The sequence below is a fragment of the Micromonospora sp. NPDC049801 genome (assembly GCF_040656575.1).
Taxonomy (GTDB): Bacteria; Actinomycetota; Actinomycetes; order Mycobacteriales; family Micromonosporaceae; genus Micromonospora.
The window spans coordinates 434,835-451,694 of sequence record NZ_JBFAMS010000005.1; the positions used below are offsets into that span (position 1 = coordinate 434,835).

General features: G+C 72.2%; 15 protein-coding genes and 1 tRNA gene. 12 read left to right on the forward strand and 4 right to left on the reverse strand.

Annotation, left to right across the window (positions count from 1 at the left end):
* Nucleotides 1-137 precede the first annotated feature (137 nt).
* Nucleotides 138-986, forward strand: coding sequence for a 16S rRNA (cytidine(1402)-2'-O)-methyltransferase (rsmI, locus tag AB0I89_RS12620; RefSeq protein ID WP_357124531.1), 849 nt, complete (start codon nt 138-140; stop codon nt 984-986).
* A 13-nt stretch (nt 987-999) separates the two neighbouring features.
* On the opposite strand, the gene AB0I89_RS12625 is transcribed toward rsmI, so the two are convergent.
* The gene (locus AB0I89_RS12625; protein WP_357124534.1) at nt 1,000-2,184 is read right to left on the reverse strand and encodes a hypothetical protein; all 1,185 of its coding nucleotides are present in this window, start codon (nt 2,182-2,184) and stop codon (nt 1,000-1,002) included.
* A gap of 158 nt (nt 2,185-2,342) precedes the next feature.
* Here AB0I89_RS12625 and metG point away from each other — a divergent pair, with 158 nt between their 5' ends.
* Nucleotides 2,343-4,145: a methionine--tRNA ligase gene (gene metG, locus AB0I89_RS12630; RefSeq protein ID WP_357124537.1), complete on the forward strand. Its 1,803-nt coding sequence runs from the start codon at nt 2,343-2,345 to the stop codon at nt 4,143-4,145.
* 43 nt (nt 4,146-4,188) lie between these two features.
* Here the strand turns inward: metG and AB0I89_RS12635 are convergent, their stop codons facing one another.
* Nucleotides 4,189-5,436 (reverse strand): hypothetical protein, encoded by a 1,248-nt coding sequence (locus AB0I89_RS12635; RefSeq protein WP_357124540.1) that lies wholly within the window; start codon nt 5,434-5,436, stop codon nt 4,189-4,191.
* Between the two features lie 76 nt (nt 5,437-5,512).
* Here AB0I89_RS12635 and AB0I89_RS12640 point away from each other — a divergent pair, with 76 nt between their 5' ends.
* From AB0I89_RS12640 to AB0I89_RS12665, 6 genes are all read left to right on the forward strand, one after another.
* The gene (locus AB0I89_RS12640) at nt 5,513-6,412 is read left to right on the forward strand and encodes a TatD family hydrolase (protein WP_357124543.1); all 900 of its coding nucleotides are present in this window, start codon (nt 5,513-5,515) and stop codon (nt 6,410-6,412) included.
* A complete protein-coding gene (gene rsmA / locus AB0I89_RS12645; RefSeq protein ID WP_357124546.1) occupies nt 6,406-7,275 on the forward strand; it encodes a 16S rRNA (adenine(1518)-N(6)/adenine(1519)-N(6))-dimethyltransferase RsmA in 870 nt (289 codons plus the stop codon). The genes AB0I89_RS12640 and rsmA overlap by 7 nt, the downstream gene beginning before the upstream one ends.
* An 86-nt stretch (nt 7,276-7,361) precedes the next feature.
* Entirely contained in the window at nt 7,362-8,312 is a 951-nt protein-coding gene (locus AB0I89_RS12650; protein WP_357124550.1) for a 4-(cytidine 5'-diphospho)-2-C-methyl-D-erythritol kinase, read from the forward strand.
* A gap of 107 nt (nt 8,313-8,419) precedes the next feature.
* Entirely contained in the window at nt 8,420-10,225 is a 1,806-nt protein-coding gene (locus AB0I89_RS12655; protein ID WP_357124553.1) for an ABC-F family ATP-binding cassette domain-containing protein, read from the forward strand.
* Between the two features lie 102 nt (nt 10,226-10,327).
* Nucleotides 10,328-10,783, forward strand: a complete 456-nt coding sequence (locus AB0I89_RS12660) for a DUF4383 domain-containing protein (protein ID WP_357124556.1) — start codon at nt 10,328-10,330, stop codon at nt 10,781-10,783.
* Nucleotides 10,784-11,039: 256 nt separating this feature from the next.
* Nucleotides 11,040-11,516: a DUF4383 domain-containing protein gene (locus AB0I89_RS12665; protein WP_357124559.1), complete on the forward strand. Its 477-nt coding sequence runs from the start codon at nt 11,040-11,042 to the stop codon at nt 11,514-11,516.
* Nucleotides 11,517-11,524: 8 nt separating this feature from the next.
* Here AB0I89_RS12665 and AB0I89_RS12670 read toward each other — a convergent pair whose 3' ends face one another.
* Nucleotides 11,525-12,211, reverse strand: coding sequence for a TetR/AcrR family transcriptional regulator (locus tag AB0I89_RS12670; RefSeq protein WP_357124562.1), 687 nt, complete (start codon nt 12,209-12,211; stop codon nt 11,525-11,527).
* A gap of 223 nt (nt 12,212-12,434) precedes the next feature.
* On the reverse strand, nt 12,435-13,400 hold the full coding sequence (locus AB0I89_RS12675; RefSeq protein WP_357124565.1) for an acyl-CoA desaturase: 966 nt from the start codon (nt 13,398-13,400) through the stop codon (nt 12,435-12,437).
* A 126-nt stretch (nt 13,401-13,526) separates the two neighbouring features.
* On the opposite strand from AB0I89_RS12675, the gene AB0I89_RS12680 reads away from it, so the two are divergent.
* From AB0I89_RS12680 to AB0I89_RS12695, 4 genes are all read left to right on the forward strand, one after another.
* Complete coding sequence (locus AB0I89_RS12680) at nt 13,527-13,748, forward strand: hypothetical protein (protein WP_357124568.1); 222 nt, start codon at nt 13,527-13,529, stop codon at nt 13,746-13,748.
* A 52-nt stretch (nt 13,749-13,800) separates the two neighbouring features.
* Nucleotides 13,801-13,872: transfer RNA gene (locus tag AB0I89_RS12685), tRNA-Gln, on the forward strand.
* A gap of 110 nt (nt 13,873-13,982) precedes the next feature.
* Entirely contained in the window at nt 13,983-15,569 is a 1,587-nt protein-coding gene (glmU, locus tag AB0I89_RS12690; protein ID WP_357124571.1) for a bifunctional UDP-N-acetylglucosamine diphosphorylase/glucosamine-1-phosphate N-acetyltransferase GlmU, read from the forward strand.
* Nucleotides 15,570-15,626: 57 nt separating this feature from the next.
* Entirely contained in the window at nt 15,627-16,607 is a 981-nt protein-coding gene (locus tag AB0I89_RS12695; RefSeq protein WP_355048964.1) for a ribose-phosphate diphosphokinase, read from the forward strand.
* The last annotated feature ends 253 nt before the right edge of the window (nt 16,608-16,860 follow it).

Consider the following 16,860-nt stretch of genomic DNA (forward strand, 5'->3'; position numbering starts at 1 on the left):
ACCGTTCCTGCCGGCTCGACGCTCGGGCTCTGCGCTGTCGACGCACTCGTCACCCGGCGATCGTAGGCTGCCAGGGTGTCCTGTGGCGCCCGTCGTCCCTGATACCGGTATCCGCTGTCAATGAAGGAGACGATGTCGTGGGTGAAATGTCCGAAGCTGGACGCCTGATCCTGCTCGGCGCCCCGCTCGGCAACCCCGCCGACGCCTCGGTCCGGTTCCGCGAGGTGCTGGCGAGCGCCGACGTGGTGGCCGCCGAGGACACCCGCCGCCTCACCCGGCTGGCCCGCGACCTCGACATCACCGTCGGAGGCCGCATCGTCTCCTACTTCGAGGGCAACGAGGAACGGCGTACACCCGAACTCGTCGAGGTCATCCTCGGTGGGTACGCGGTGGCGCTGGTGACCGACGGCGGCATGCCGAGCGTCTCCGACCCGGGATATCGACTGGTCCGGGCCGCGCTGGACGCTGGCGCGCCGGTCACCGTCGCCCCCGGGCCCAGCGCGGTGACCACCGCCCTCGCCGTCTCCGGGCTGCCCTGCGACCGGTTCTGCTTCGAGGGGTTCCTCCCCCGGGCCGGCGGCGCCCGCCGGTCCCGCCTGCGCGCGCTCGCCGCCGAGGAGCGCACCCTCGTCTTCTTCGAGGCGCCGCACCGGATCGGCGCGGCGCTCACCGACCTGGCCGACACGTTCGGCGCGGACCGGCCGGCCGCGCTCTGCCGGGAGCTGACCAAGACGTACGAGGAGGTCCTCCGTCGTCCGCTCGGTGAGCTGGCCCGCTGGGCCGCGGAGACCGAGCCGCGCGGGGAGATCACCCTGGTGGTGGCCGGCGCGCCGGTGACCGCCGCGGAACGCCCCGACGACGAGACCCTGCGCGCCGCGGTCGCCGAGCGGGAGGCCGCCGGACGGTCCCGCCGGGACGCCATCACCGATGTCGCCACCGAGTACGCCCTACGCCGCCGCGAGGTCTACACGATCGTGCACAGCTGACCCGCCGCCGCGCTCACCAGGCGGCGGCCAGGAAGCCGAGGGTGATCAGCGTCGGGCCGGCGAGCGCAGCGGCCACCGCCCACCGGCGGTGTCGCCGGCCGGGCAGCCGGGCCGACCCGGTCCACCGGACGATGCCGGCGGCGCAGCCGAGCACCACCACCAACCCGGGCAGCCAGCGCAGGTGCCGGCTCGCGCCGGTGTCGGCGTACGCGGTGCTGCCGGCCGGTCCGGTCATCCGGGCCCGGTGCGCGGTCCCGGGAGCGCCACCCCCGGCGGGTACGCCGCTGACGCGTACGCCGTGCGCCAGGAACCGTCCCCCGTCCGCCGTGAAGATCCCCCGGCAACGCTGGGTGAGCCCACCGCCGGCACAGGAGTCGATCACCACGGTGCCGTCGCGCGCGTGCCCGACGGCGAGCCAGAACGGTCCCGCGCTGACCCAGGCGAAGAAGGCGGTGACCAGGCTCAACAGCACCAGCACGGTCAATCCGACCAGTGGGTCGGGCGGTACCGCCGTCCGTGCGGTGGCGCGACGACCCGTCGCCGGGGTGCGGGGCCCGGGAGCGGGGTCCTCGCGGACCGGGGTGCCGTCCCAGTGCACCTCCTCGATCGGCGCCCAGAAGGCGCCGCCGTCGTCCGGCGGCTCCGTCCCGTCGGAGCGGTACGCGTCCCGGCCGCGGCTCTGCTGACGGACCGGCACCCGGCGCGGCACCGCGTCCACCGGCGCCCCGGTGGTTGGCTCCACCTCGGCCGTCGCCGCCTGACCCGGTTCGACAGCGGCGGGTGTCGCGCTCCCGGCCGCCGCCGTCTCGGCGGACGAGCCGGCCGGTGGCCGCTCGGCGGATGAGCCGGCCGGTGGCCGCTCGGCGGCCGGGCCCGGCGGGTGCGGCCGGGCCGGGCTGGGCGTGGGCGCCGTCGGGCTGGGGCGCGCCGGGGTCGGCGTCGGCGGCCGGGGGGTGGGGCTCGGCCGTGACCCGGCACCGGCGCGTGGCGCGGGACTCGGCGCGGCGCCCGGCTGTGGCACCGGGCTCGGCGCGGGGTCCTGACGGTGGTCGGCGGCCGGGTCGGCGGCGGGCACCGGGCGGGGTTGGGGCGCGACCGCGCCGCCCCGGGACGCCTCGGACGCCCTGCCGGGCTCGTCGTCGGCCGTCGGCCCGATGGGACGCTCGTCATGGTCCCGAGCCGCTCGTCTGCCAGTCACGAGGTTCATTGCACACCGGCAGTGGGGGCCGAACGGGCAGCTGGACCGCGTGTCGGCGACAAATCGGACCAAAGGCCGAGGGGCTCAGCCCGGTCCGTCGACCCGTCACCCCCTATTGGTTCGCGGGCCCGCCGGACGGGTCACTAGGCTTGCTGCTCATGAGTCACGTTCTCGCGGCAGTGGCCTGGCCGTACGCCAACGGCCCCCGCCACATCGGCCACGTCTCCGGTTTCGGCGTTCCCTCCGACGTCTTCGCCCGGTACATGCGGATGGCCGGCCACGACGTGCTCATGGTCTCCGGCACCGACGAGCACGGCACCCCCATCCAGGTGCAGGCCGACGCCGACGGAGTCACCCCGCGCGAACTGGCCGACCGGTACAACAGGGTGATCGTGGAGGACCTGCACGGCCTCGGCCTCTCCTACGACCTGTTCACCCGCACCACCACCCGCAACCACTACGCCGTGGTGCAGGAGTTGTTCGAGGGGATGTACCGCAACGGCTACATCGTGCCCAAGACGACCATGGGCGCGATCTCGCCGTCCACCGGGCGCACCCTGCCCGACCGGTACATCGAGGGCACCTGCCCGATCTGCGGCTACGACAGCGCCCGCGGCGACCAGTGCGACAACTGCGGCAACCAGCTTGACCCGATCGACCTGATCGACCCGAAGTCGCGGATCAACGGCGAGACCCCGAAGTTCGTCGAGACCGAGCACTTCTTCCTGGACCTGCCCGCCCTGGCCGACGTGCTGCGGCAGTGGCTGGACACCCGCCAGGGGTGGCGGCCCAACGTGCTGCGGTTCTCCCGCAACCTGCTCGACGACCTCCAGCCCCGGGCGATCACCCGCGACCTGGAGTGGGGTGTGCCGATCCCGCTCGACGACTGGCGCGACCGCCCCGACAAGCGGATCTACGTCTGGTTCGACGCGGTGATCGGCTACCTGTCGGCCTCGATCGAGTGGGCCCGCCGCTCCGGCGACCCGGAGGCGTGGCGGAAGTGGTGGTCCGCCGACGGCCAGGGGAAGGACTCCCAGTCCTACTACTTCATGGGCAAGGACAACATCGTCTTCCACTCGGTGATCTGGCCGGCGCTGCTCTCCGGCTACTCCGGTGCGGGCTCCCGCGACGGTGAGCCGGGCGAGCTGGGCCGGCTGAACCTGCCCACCGAGGTGGTCTCCAGCGAGTACCTGACCATGGAGGGGCGCAAGTTCTCCTCGTCCCGCAAGGTGGTCATCTACGTCCGGGACTTCCTGGAGCGCTACGACGCCGACGCGCTGCGCTACTTCATCGCCGCCGCCGGCCCGGAGAGTAACGACACCGACTTCACCTGGGCGGAGTTCCTGCGCCGCAACAACGACGAGCTGGTCGCCGGCTGGGGCAACCTGGTCAACCGGTGCGTCTCGATGGCGGCGAAGAACTTCGGGGCCATCCCGCCGGTCGACCCGGCCGGGCTCACGGAGGCCGACGAGGCGCTGCTCGCCGTCGCCCGGACCGGCTTCGACACGGTCGGTGACCTGATTGGCCGGCACCGGCAGAAGCAGGCCATCGGTGAGGCCATGCGGGTGGTCGCCGAGGCGAACAAGTACCTCTCCGAGCAGGCGCCGTGGAAGCTCAAGGCCGAGGCCGACAAGCCCCGCCAGGGCACCATCCTGCACGTCGCCCTCCAGGTGGTCAGCGACGCCAACACGCTGCTCACCCCGTTCCTGCCGCACTCCGCGCAGAAGGTGTACGAGCTGCTCGGCGGCACCGACGTACACGCGCCGATGCCCGTCATCGAGCAGGTCGACGACCTGGACGGGGGTCCGTCGTACCCGGTGCTCACCGGGGACTACACGGTGGGCGCGCGCTGGGAGTCGGTGCCGATCGAGACCGGCCGGCCGCTGACCGCGCCGACGCCGGTGTTCCGCAAGCTCGACCCGTCGATCGTCGACGAGGAACTGGCCCGCCTGGTCGGCTGAGCGTTTGGCGGCACGCGGCGGCACGTCCGGCCGCCGCGTGTCGTCAGAGCGCGTACCGGGTGTCCATGACCTGGTCCTCGGTGACCTCGACGCCCGGCGCCCAGGTCTCGTAGACGCCCCGGTCGTGGCACTGCGCGCCGGTGTTGACCACTGCCTCCGGGTCGGGGTGGCGCAGCCGTAACCGCAGCCAGCCGGCCTCCTCGCGCAGCACCAGGCACGGCACGCCCCGCCAGGTGGCGAACCGGAGCCGGCGGGCCACCGCCTCCACCGGGTAGCGGGCCGCCCGGGTCATCGCCAGCACCCGGAAACCTCCGGGCAGGTCGGCCACCGCCTCGTACTCCGTGTCGCCGTAGCGGCCGACGAGCTGGGTGGAGCGCGGGGCGTCGCCGGTCGGCACGAACTCCTGGTCGGGGGAGAGGCCCGGGACCGCGGCCAGCAGGTGCCGCCACTGCGGGCCGACCATCCGCAACCACGCGCGCTGCTCGGCCTGGTAGCTGTAGAGCACCACCTCCATCCCCTCGGCGGTGTACGCCAGCAGCGTCGCGTTCGCCGGCATCGGCAGGTCGGCGAAGTCCCGGGTCACGAACTCCGGGATGAGCTGACCGTTGCTCGGCGCGAAACCGGTGCCCAGCACCGAGGGGCCCACCCGGTCCCGGGAGCTGAGCGCGGTCAGGCCCCGGTGCGCCTCGCCCACCGGCACGTCGTAGTCGCCCGGGTCGGCCGCCCGCCAGCGCAGCGCGTACGCCACGTCCGATCCGTCCCGCCCGACGTCCCCGTCGGTGCGCAGCACGGCGGTCGTCGCCGGCGTGCGCAGGTGCGCCACGTCGTGCTCCCGATAGCAGAAGCCGTGCGGCAGCCAGCCCCGCACGTACCCGGCGAGCTGCCGTGCGGAGAGCATCTTCACCATCCGGGTTCCGCGCCGCACCACCGCCGAGGCGCGCACCGCGGCCACCACCGGGTCACCCGCCGCGGACGGCTGCTGGCTGAGCTGGTGTACGTGCGACCAACCGTGCTCCCGGTGCGCCGGCAGCATCAGCGGCGTCTCCGGCTCCTCGGCCGCCTCGACTGCGCCGTGCACCGCGTTCACCTCGGTGACGTGCACGAACCGATGCCACGGCAGGGCGCTGCCCGGTCGGGGCGCCCGTTCGAAGCCGGCCACCTCCTCGGCGCTGAACAGCTCGTACGCGGCGCCCCGGGCGATCTCCTCGGCGGGGTACACGTCCCCGCCGAACGCCACCCGCAGGCCGATCCGCTCGCCGGCCGCGTCGCTCGCGTGAGGTGTGACCGTCATTGCCGCGACGGTAGAGTCGCGCGGCGTAGTCGAGGTGAACGCCGGGTGGCGGGCGGATGGACGACGCCGGTGTGTGATGCTGTCGCTGATGAGCGAGCCGACTGAAACCCGCCGCGAGCGTGCCGCCCGGCGGGCCGGAGAGTTCCCGCCCGCCCCCGAGCCGCTGCCCCGGCCGGTGCTGGACAGCCACACCCACCTGGACATCACCGTCAGCGAGGCCGGCGTACCGGGCGGCGGGCCGTCCGACGACCCGGTCGCCACGGCGATCACGGTGGCCGCCAAGGTGGGCGTGGACCGGCTGGTCCAGGTGGGCGTGGACGTCGCGTCCTCGCGCTGGGGCGCGGACATCGCCGACCGGCATCGGGCCGTGCTGGCCACCGTGGCGCTGCACCCCAACGAGGCGCCCCGGCTGGGGGACCTCGACGAGGCGCTGCGGGAGATCGAGTCGTTGGCCGCCCGCGACCGGGTCCGGGGGATCGGCGAGACCGGGATGGACTTCTTCCGCACCGGCGACGAGGGGCGGGCCGCGCAGGAGGAGAGCTTCCGGGCGCACATCGCCATCGCCAAGCGGTACGGCAAGACGCTCGTCATCCACGACCGGGACGCCCACGCGGACGTGCTGCGAATTCTCGACGACGCGGGCGCACCGGAGACGGTGGTGCTGCACTGCTTCTCCGGCGACGCCGAGTTCGCCCGCGAGTGTGTGCGCCGGGGCTACCTGCTCAGCTTCGCCGGCACCGTCACCTTCGGCAGCGCCACCGCCCTGCGCGAGGCCGCCGCGCTCACACCGCTGGACCAGATCCTGGTGGAGACCGACGCCCCCTACCTCACCCCGACGCCGCACCGGGGCCGGCCGAACGCGTCGTACCTGATCCCGCTGACCGTCCGCGCCCTCGCCGCGACCACCGGCAGCGACCTGGACGAGCTGTGCACGGCCATCTCCGCCAACGGCGACCGGGCCTTCGGCCCGTGGTGAGCCTGCTCGGCCCGGCGGAGATCCGGGAACTCGCCAGCCGGCTCGGCGTCGCGCCCACCAAGAAGCTGGGCCAGAACTTCGTGCACGACCCGAACACCGTCCGGCGGATCGTCACCGCCGCCGGCCTGACGCCCGGCGATGTGGCGCTGGAGGTCGGCCCCGGCCTCGGCTCGCTCACCCTGGGACTGCTGCCGGTCGCCGGGCATGTGCACGCCGTGGAGATCGATCCCACGCTCGCGGTCGCGCTACCGGAGACCGCCGCGCGGCACGCCGGAGCGGACGCCGACCGACTCACCGTGCACCGCGCCGACGCGCTGCGCGTCACCGCCGCCGAGCTGGGCGGTCCGCCGCCGACGGCGCTGGTCGCGAACCTGCCGTACAACGTCGCCGTGCCCGTGGTGCTGCACCTGCTCGCCGAGCTGCCCAGCCTGCGGCACGGTCTGGTGATGGTGCAGAAGGAGGTCGCCGACCGGCTCGTCGCCGGTCCCGGCTCCAAGGTGTACGGCATCCCGTCGGTCAAGCTCGCCTGGTACGCCGACGCCCGCGGCGCCGGGCGGGTGCCGCCGAACGTGTTCTGGCCGGTCCCCAACGTCGACTCCGGTCTGGTCGCCTTCACCTGTCACGAGCCGCCCCGACCCGACGTACCCCGGAAGCGGGTCTTCGCCGTGGTGGACGCGGCGTTCGCGCAACGCCGCAAGACCCTGCGCGCGGCGCTCGCCGGCTGGGCCGGCGGCCCGGACCGGGCCGAGGCCGCCCTCACCGCCGCCGGCGTCGACCCGGGCGCCCGCGGCGAGTCGCTGACCGTGGAGCAGTTCGCGGCCATCGCCGCGTCGGCTCCGGCCGGTACGCCGGCCGCGAAGTAGGCTGGCGCCGTGCCCGCCCAGGACGCCGAGGAGCTGATCGTGGCCAAGCCGTTCGACATCCGCCTGCGCGTGCGGGACCTCGCCCCGTGACCGAGGCCTGGCGACCGGACGACGAGGACGAGCGGCGCGGGGCCATCGGCCCGGTACGGGTGCGGGTGCCCGCGAAGGTCAACCTGCACCTCGGGGTGGGGCCGCTGCGCCGCGACGGTTACCACGAGCTGAACACCGTCTACCACGCGATCTCCATCTACGACGAGCTGACCGCCCGTCGGGGCGACACCCTCGCCCTCACGATGGAGGGCGAGGGCACCGGTGAGCTTGCCCTGGACGACTCCAACCTGGTGATCCGGGCGGCACACGCCCTGGCCGGGTACGCCGGTGTCCTGCCGCACGCCCGTCTGCACCTGCGCAAGCAGATCCCCCTCGCCGGTGGGCTGGCCGGTGGCAGCGCCGACGCGGCCGCCGCGCTGGTGGCCTGCGACACGCTCTGGGGCACCGGGTTGTCCCGCGACGAGCTGGCCGGGATCGCCGCCGACCTCGGCTCGGACGTGCCGTTTCTCGTCTACGGGGGCACCGCGCTGGGCACCGGACGCGGCGAGGCGGTCAGCCCGGTACTGGTCCGGCCGATGTCCTGGCACTGGGTGGTGGCGATCGCCGACGGCGGTCTGTCCACGCCGGCCGCGTACCGTGAGCTGGACCGGCTGCGCGATTCCGGCACCGCCAGCACGCCGCTGGGCAGCACCGACGCCCTGCTCGGCGCGCTGCGCCAGCGCGACCCCCGGGTTCTCGCCCGTACGCTCGGCAACGACCTCCAGGACGCGGCGCTCGCGATGCGCCCCGCGCTGACCGACACCCTGAAGGCCGGCGAGGCTGCCGGCGCGCTCACCGGCATCGTCTCCGGCTCGGGCCCCACCTGCGTCTTCCTCGCCACCGACGCCGCCGACGCCGAACGGATCGCCGCCGAGCTGACCAGCGCCGGCGTGTGCCGGGAGGCGCGGGTCGCACACGGCCCGGTGGCGGGCGCGCGCGTCGTCTGACGGTGCTCCCCGGCCGGCGCGGCCGGCCGGGACGTCCGCGTACCCTTGGGTCAGGCGTCCCGAGGTGCCCGCCGGCACCCGGACGCCTTGATCTTGAAGGGTGGAACGTGGCCAACATCGTCAATCTGGACCGGGTGTCCAAGGGGTACGGCGCCGCCGGGCGGCTGCTCACGGACGTCTCGCTCGGCCTGGACGACGCCGACCGGATCGGTGTGGTCGGCCTCAACGGCGCCGGCAAGTCCACCCTGCTGCGGCTCCTCACCAAGCAGGAGGACCCCGACGACGGTCGGGTCACCCACCGTCGCGACCTGCGCGTGCTCTGGCTGCCGCAGCAGCTCACCCTCGCCCCCGAGGCCACCGTCCGGGACGTGGTGCTCGGCACCGCCTGGCTGGGCGAGGGCATGGGCGCCGAGCACGAGTGGGCCGGCGACGCCGGTGTCCGCAACATCCTGGACGGCCTCGGCATGCCGCACCTCGGCCTCGACCAGCCGGTCGGCCCGATGTCCGGTGGCGAACGGCGGCGGGTGGCGCTCGCCGCGCTGCTCGTGCGCGACTCGGACCTGCTGATCCTCGACGAGCCCACCAACCACCTCGACGTCGGCGGTGTCGACTGGCTGGCCCGGCACCTGGTCGGCCGCAAGGGCGCCCTCGTCGTGGTCACCCACGACCGGTGGTTCCTGGACGCAGTCTGCACCACCACCTGGGAGGTCGCCGACCAGACCGTCCGCGCGTACGAGGGTGGCTTCGCCGCCTGGACCCTCGCCCGCGTGGAGCGGGAACGCGTCGCCGCCGCCGTGGAGGCCCGCCGGCAGAACCTGCTCCGTAAGGAGATCGCCTGGCTGCGGCGTGGCCCACCCGCCCGCACCTCCAAGCCGCAGTTCCGCATCGACGCGGCCAACGCGCTGATCGCCGACGTGCCGCCGGCCCGCGACACCATGTCGTTGCAGCGCATGGCCGTCTCCCGCCTCGGAAAGCAGGTGTACGAGCTCACGGACGTCGAGCTGCACGCCGGCCCGAAGGAGATTCTGCGTGACGCCACCTGGTTGATCGGCCCCGGTGACCGGATCGCCATCCTCGGCGCCAACGGCGCCGGTAAGACCACGCTGCTGCGAATGCTCGCCGGCATCACCCGGCCCGACGGCGGCCGCCTCACCACCGGCTCCACTGTCCGCCCGGCGTTCCTGTCCCAGGAACTCGTCGAGCTGCCCGGCCACCTGCGGGTGCTCGAAGCCGTCGAGGAGGTCGCCCGGCGCGTGCAGCTCGGCGACCGTGAGGTCTCCGCCGCACAGCTCGCCGAGGTCTTCGGCTTCGACGACCGCCGGCTCTGGACGCCCGTCAGCGACCTCTCCGGCGGTGAGCGTCGCCGTCTGCAGATGCTGCGGCTGCTCGCCGGCGAGCCCAACGTGCTGCTCTTCGACGAGCCGACGAACGACCTGGACACCGACACCCTGGCCGCGCTCGAAGACCTGCTCGACTCGTGGCCGGGCACGATCATCGTGGCCAGCCACGACCGCTACCTGATCGAACGCGTCACCGACACCGCGTACGGGATGTTCGGCGACGGCCGGCTGGTGCACCTGCCCGGTGGCGTCGACGAGTACCTCGCCCGGACCGCCGAGCGGGCCGGCTCCACCCGGGCGGGCGGCACCCCGACCGCCGCGCCCACCGGCCCGGCCACGAGCGGCATGTCCGCCGCCGAGGTACGCCAGGGCCGCAAGGAGCTCACCCGCCTCGAACGGCAACTGGGCAAGCTCGACCAGCGCGAGGTGACCCTGCTCGGCCAACTCGCCGCCGACGCCACCGACTACGCCCGGGTCGCCGAGCTGGACACCCAGCTCAAGGACCTGCGCGCCGAACGGGAACGGATCGAGGAGAGCTGGATGACGTTGGCCGAGGAGTTGCCCGAGGGCTGACCTGCCCGGGCACGCCGGCGCGGGGGCCGTGTGCGGCGTCACACCGGCACATGCGGGACAATCATCGGCGACACCTCACCCCACGGCGTTGGAGACCCAGACATGGCGCACACCCCCATCAACCACCCCGCGCGGCCGATCTACCGGGCGATCGGCGGGCTGACCGGTCTGTACCTGGTGGTCTTCGGTGTGCTCGGCATCATCGCGAGCGCCGGCAACGAGGTCCTCGCGCAGGATGACACCCGAGTCCTCGGTCAGGGCACCAACCTCGGCTTCTCGCTGCTCAGCGTGCTGCTCGGGCTCGTCGTCCTGGTCGGCGCCGCGCTCGGCCGCAACATCGACGTGGCGGTCAACCAGTGGCTCGCGTACGCCCTGATGGTGATCGGCCTCGGCGGTCTCGCGTTCATCCGTACCGACGCCAACCTCTTCAACTTCAGCGTCGTCACGGTGATGGTGCTGCTGTCGGCCTCCCTGGTGCTGCTCATGGCCGGCATGTACGGCAAGGTCGGCACGGACGAGGAGGCGGAGGCGTTCCAGAAGGCTCGGCTCGTTCTCTGAGGCTTTCTGCTCGCTTTCGTGGTTGCGGCCGTGGGTTTTCGCCGGAGCGTTGGTTGCGGCCGTGGGTTTTCGCCGGAGCCCGAGCTGCTCCGGGCGGTCAGGCTTGATCCCTGCGCAGCTCGGGCTCCGGCGAAAACCTGACCTGGTCCAGCCATTCGGCGGACCGTTCCGGCTTCCTGGTTCTTCGGACAGCCGGGTCTGCCCTGGGTGACAATCCTCCTGAAACGGTCGAACTCAGGTGGATGGGGTCTCGGGTATGCCGCACTTTCCGGTCAACCATCCGGCACGGCCGCTCTACCGGGTGCTCTCCGGGCTGATCGGCGTGTACATCCTGGTCTTCGGCGTCTGGGGGGTGGCCGAGACGATCGGTGACCCGCTCTTCGCCCGCAGCAGCACCTGGGCCCTCGGGCTACGGACCAACCTGGCCTTCTCGCTCGCCTCGGTGGTCTTCGGAGTCGTTTTGATCATCGGGGCGTCCCGGCGCACCAACCTCGGCCACTACATGAACCTCACCGCCGGGGTGGTGTTCCTGGTGACCAGCATCCTGATGATGTCCGTGCTGCAGACCGACGCGAACTTCCTCAACTTCTCGATGTCGACCGTGATCGTGTCGATGCTGTTCGGTCTGATCCTGCTCGGCACCGGCCTCTACGACAAGGTCGGCCCGTCGGAGCACGCCGAGGCGGAGTTGGAACGCCGCAAACACCCGGTGGCGGACGCGCACCGGAGCTGAGACCGGGGTCAGTGCCGGCGGGCGGTGATCAGCGTGGGTTTCGCCTCCAGGTGCGACAACCCGTTCCACGCCATGTTGACCAGGTGCGCCGCCACCGTCTCCTTGCGCGGCTTGCGCACCTCCAGCCACCAGCGGCCGGTCAACGCGACCATGCCCACCAGCGCCTGCGAGTAGAGCTCGGCCAGCTTCGGGTCGTACCCCCGGCTCTTGAACTCGGCGCCGAGGATGTGCTCGACCTGGTGGGCGACGTCGTTCATCACGCTGCTGAAGGTGGCCGTGCCGGACATCAGCGGCGACTCGCGGACCAGCACCCGGAACCCGCTCGTCTCCTCCTCGATGTAGCCCAGCAGGGCCATCGCGGCCTGCTCCAACAACTCCCGCGGATGCCCCGCCGTCAGCGCTGTGGTGATCCGGTCCAGCAGGGCCCGGACCTCCCGGTCGACCACGACCGCGTAGAGCCCTTCCTTGCCGCCGAAGTGCTCGTAGACCACCGGCTTGGAGACCTTGGCGCGGGCCGCCACCTCCTCGATCGAGGTGGCGTCGAAACCGCGCTCGGCGAACAGCTGCCGGCCGATCGCGATCAACTGCTCCCTACGCTGCGCCGCCGACATCCGTACCCGGGAGGTGGACTTGGGTTTCGCCGCCGCGGCCGGCGCCGGCCGCCGGCCGGCCGGCTCGTCAGTCACCTCGGGCATGTCGCCGCCTCGCTGGCGCTCCGTCACGCCCTGCCGTGGAATGGTGTCTCCGCTGTGCCCGTTCACGTCGTCGCCTCACTGGCGGGCGGCCCCGACCGCCCTGCCGTGCCGTGCGACCGTACCCGGATCGGGCGCGGCCCTCGTCCGCCGAGCCGTCCGGTCCCCCCGCGTCGCTCGGTCATCCGGCCATCCTGCCAGGCGACCCGCCGTGGCACCGCCCGGTTTACTGGGGTGCGACCGGCTTCACGAGCTTGGCCGCGAGGCGTTCGGGCTTCGGCCAGCGCACCTGCGACGCCGCGCCGACCTTCTCGAAGAACCAGATCACCCGCGCCGAGATGTCCACCTGACCCCGCAGCACACCGTGCCGCGCGCTGGTCGGGTCGGCGTGGTGCAGGTTGTGCCAGCTCTCACCGAACGACAGGATCGCCAGCGGCCAGAAGTTCGACGCGCGGTCGCCCTGACGCATCGCGAACGGACGCTCGCCGTACACGTGGCAGACCGAGTTGATCGCCCAGGTGACGTGGTGCAGAAGGCCTACCCGGACCAGCCCGGCCCAGAAGAACGCGGTGAGCGCGCCCTGCCACGACCAGGTCACCAGGCCCCCGATCAGCGCCGGGCCGAGCAGCGAGATGACCACCAGCGCGGGGAAGAGCCGGTCCACCCGGCTGATGTCCCGGTCGGCGATCAGGTCCGGAGCGAAACGCTCCCGGTTGGACAGCTCGCGGCGGAACAGCCAGCCCACGTGGGCGTGGAACAGGCCCCGGGTCAGCGCCCAGACGCTCGTGCCGAAACGCCACGGCGAGTGCGGGTCACCCTCCAGATCGGAGAACGCGTGGTGCCGCCGGTGGTCGGCCACCCACTGGATGATCTCGCCCTGCACCGCCAGCGAACCCGCGACCGCCAGGGTCACCCGCAGCCACCGCTTGGCCTTGAACGAGCCGTGCGTGAAGTAGCGGTGGAAACCCACCGTGATGCCGAGCCCGGAGACCACGTACCAGACCAGGCCGATGATCACGTCCGTCCAGCCCAGCCAGCCGCCCCAGGCGACGGGCACGGCGACCAGCAGCGCGACGAAGGGGATCACGACGAACGCCCACAGGGCAGCCAGGATCCCGGAGGACTGGGTGCCGTCGGTGAGCGGTTTCGGGCCGGGGCCGGTGGTGTTGGGTTCGAGCACGGTGGTGGACATGACACCTCGCAGGGGGGACGGGGAAAAGATCACTAACCTACGCCTACGTCACCGTAACTTACGGCCCGGTAGATCGCACGAGGAACTTTCGAAGAACCGTCGCACGCCCGTACCAAACTGCTGGTCATGACCGATCTGCTCGCCGCCGAGGTGCCTCGCGTACGCCCCGTTGAACAGCTTTCCGTCGCGCGGATTTTCAACCGCCGCGGCATCGGGCGCAACCGTCTCCAACGTCTTCTGAGCGGGGGCCGCCATCGCCGCGGACGGGGGCGCGGTGCCCGAACGTCGTGGATGATCGAGGGGATCATGAGGGATATGAGTGCTGGCGTCGACGAGGTCGGGCGTTAAGGTGTAGCGGCGGGATGCGCATCCTGCCGCGTCGTCCTTCTTGACGATGCGATCGGCCGTGGTGTAATTGGCAACACCCGGGTCTTTGGTACCCGTATTTCAGGTTCGAACCCTGGCGGCCGAGCTATCCCTGAAAGTCCGCTTTGGGTTCTCCTGGGGGTAAGAGGGAACCGTGCCGGGCCTCGTGGTTAGCATGGCCGCGAGAGTGTCCGCCGTCCCGACGGGAGCCACGTCGTGCCCCAGCCCCACCTTCGTACCGTCGTCGTACTTGCCGCCGGTGAGGGCAAGCGGATGAAGTCGACGCTACCCAAGGTGCTGCACCCCCTGCTCGGTCGTACCCTGCTGGGCCACGTGTTGAGCGCGGCAGCGCCGCTGGCCGCCGACCGGACCGTCGTCGTGGTGGGTCACGGCGCCGACCAGGTTCGTGCGCATCTCACCGAGATCGCCCCCGACGCCACGCCCGTGCTGCAGGCCGAGCAGCTCGGCACCGGGCACGCCGTGCGGATCGCGTTGGACGCCGTGCCGGAGGGCGCCGGCACGGTCGTGGTGATCAACGGAGATGTGCCGTTGCTGCGCCCGGAGACGGTGGGCGCGTTGGTGACCGCGCACGAGGAGGCCGCCGCGGCGGCCACCGTGCTGGCCGCCGAGGTGCCCGACCCGACCGGGCTGGGGCGGATCGTCCGGGACGCCGACGGCCGGCTGGAGCAGATCGTCGAGGAGCGCGACGCCGACGCGGCGCAGCGTGCGATCCGCGAGATCAACGCCGGCATCTACGCCTTCGACGCGGTCCGGCTGCGTGACGCCCTGGGCAAGCTCTCCACGGACAACGACCAGGGCGAGGAGTACCTGACCGACGTGTTCGGCCTGCTCCGCTCGGCCGGCGAGCCGGTCGCGGTGCACGTGGCCGTCGACCATGTCGAGACGCTGGGCTGCAACGACCGGGTGGAGTTGGCGTCGCTGCGCCGGCTGCTGCGCGATCGGGTCAACGAGGCGTGGATGCGTACCGGAGTGAGTCTGCTCGACCCGGTGACCACCTGGATCGACGTGACGGTGGCTCTGGACCGCGACGCGGTGGTCGACCAGAACACCCAGCTGCGCGGTGCCACGGTGGTCGGCGCGGGCGCGCTGGTCGGGCCGGACGTCACGCTGGTCGACACCATCGTCGGCGAGGGCGCGTCGGTGGTGCGCAGCCACGCGGTCGGCGCCGAGGTGGGCGCGGGCGCGAGCGTCGGGCCCTACGCGTACCTGCGGCCTGCCGCGCGCCTCGCCGACAAGGCGAAGGTCGGCACGTTCGTCGAGGTGAAGAACTCCGAGATCGGGGCGGGCTCGAAGGTGCCGCACCTGACCTACGTGGGTGACGCGACGATCGGCGAGCAGAGCAACATCGGCGCCGCGTCGGTCTTCGTGAACTACGACGGGGTCAACAAGCACCGTACGGTGATCGGCAGCCACGCCCGGACCGGCGCGGACAACATGTTCGTGGCGCCGGTCGAGGTGGGCGACGGCGCGTACACGGCGGCCGGTTCGGTGATCGTGGACGACGTGCCGCCGGGCGCGATGGGTGTCGCCCGAGCGCGGCAGCGCAACATCGAGGGCTGGGTGGTGATGCGGCGGGCCGGTACGGCGGCGGCCGAGGCCGCGCAGCGTGCCCGCGACGCGAAGGGTGCGCAGCGATCCGGCGACGCGAAGGGTGCGCAGCGATCCGGCGACGCGAAGGGTGCGTCGGAGGCGACCGGGACCGCAAGTGACAGTGAGGCAATGCACGGGCGGGCCGAGACGGTGGGCGGTGCGTCCGGCGCGGGAGATACTGCAACCGAATAGTCCCCGACCCACCACCACCGGGCCGGGAACCGCCGACAAACGGGAGCAGACGGGCCCATGGGCAGCATCGTCGCCGAAAACCGCAAGAGCCTGATGCTCTTCTCCGGACGGGGTTTCCCGGAGTTGGCCAAGGAGATCGGCGAGGTGCTCGGCGTGGCACCGACGCCGGCTGACGCGTACGAGTTCGCCAACGGCGAGATCTTCGTACGGTTCAAGGATTCGGTGCGTGGTTCGGACGCCTTCGTGGTGCAGTCCGTGACGCACGGAGTGAACACCTGGGTCATGGAGACCCTGATCATGGTCGACGCGTTGAAGCGCGGTTCGGCGAAGCGGATCACCGTGGTGCTGCCGTTCTACCCGTACGCGCGGCAGGACAAGAAGCACCGTGGTCGGGAGCCGATCTCGGCCCGCCTGGTGGCGGACCTGCTGAAGACCGCCGGTGCGAACCGGATCCTCACGGTCGACCTGCACACCGCGCAGATCCAGGGCTTCTTCGACGGGCCGGTGGATCACCTCTTCGCGATGGACGTGCTCGCCGAGTACGTGGAGCACAGGTACGCGGGTCGGCCGATGACCGTGGTGGCGCCGGATTCGGGCCGGGTGCGGGTGGCCGAGCGGTGGACCGACCGGCTGGGCGGCTGCCCGTTGGCGTTCATCCACAAGACCCGTGACCCGATGAAGCCGAACCAGGTGGTGGCTAACCGGGTGGTCGGTGAGGTGGAGGGTCGGGTCTGCCTGATCGTCGACGACATGATCGACACGGGTGGGACGATCACGAAGGCGGCGGACATCCTCAAGGAGTCGGGGGCGGCGGAGATCGTGGTGGCGTCCACCCACGCGCTCCTGTCCGACCCCGCCACGGAGCGGTTGAAGAACAGCCCGATCAGCGAGGTCGTGGTGACCAACACGCTGCCGTTGCCGCCCGAGAAGCAGCTCGACAAGTTGACCGTCCTGTCGATCGCGCCGCTGCTGGCGCGGGCGATCCGCGAGGTGTTCGACGACGGCTCGGTGACCACCCTGTTCGGTGGTCTGAGCTGAACCGGGCCAGGTCCGGCGGGCAAAGCTGACAAACTGGTCGAAACGGGCTGATCCGCCAGCGGGCAACACCGCCGGCGGATCAGTCCGGCACCGTGACCGGGGACTGCCGGAAACCTGGGAATTGGCTCGGGTAGACTGGTGCGGTTGCCACGGCGAGGGTGCCCGGCGGGCCGCTGAAGAGCGCCGCACGGAGGCACCGTCATCGACGCGGTGCTCCGGGCAGTCGTTCATGACGCATGAGCCCCAGCGAGCC

Coding starts and splice junctions, on each gene's coding strand:
- metG (WP_357124537.1), top strand. CDS start 2,343: ATGAGTCACGTTCTCGCGGCAGTGGCCTGGCCGTACGCCAACGGCCCC.
- AB0I89_RS12635 (WP_357124540.1), bottom strand. CDS start 5,436: ATGACGGTCACACCTCACGCGAGCGACGCGGCCGGCGAGCGGATCGGC.
- AB0I89_RS12640 (WP_357124543.1), top strand. CDS start 5,513: ATGCTGTCGCTGATGAGCGAGCCGACTGAAACCCGCCGCGAGCGTGCC.
- AB0I89_RS12660 (WP_357124556.1), top strand. CDS start 10,328: ATGGCGCACACCCCCATCAACCACCCCGCGCGGCCGATCTACCGGGCG.
- AB0I89_RS12665 (WP_357124559.1), top strand. CDS start 11,040: ATGCCGCACTTTCCGGTCAACCATCCGGCACGGCCGCTCTACCGGGTG.
- AB0I89_RS12670 (WP_357124562.1), bottom strand. CDS start 12,211: ATGCCCGAGGTGACTGACGAGCCGGCCGGCCGGCGGCCGGCGCCGGCC.
- AB0I89_RS12675 (WP_357124565.1), bottom strand. CDS start 13,400: ATGTCCACCACCGTGCTCGAACCCAACACCACCGGCCCCGGCCCGAAA.
- AB0I89_RS12680 (WP_357124568.1), top strand. CDS start 13,527: ATGACCGATCTGCTCGCCGCCGAGGTGCCTCGCGTACGCCCCGTTGAA.
- AB0I89_RS12695 (WP_355048964.1), top strand. CDS start 15,627: ATGGGCAGCATCGTCGCCGAAAACCGCAAGAGCCTGATGCTCTTCTCC.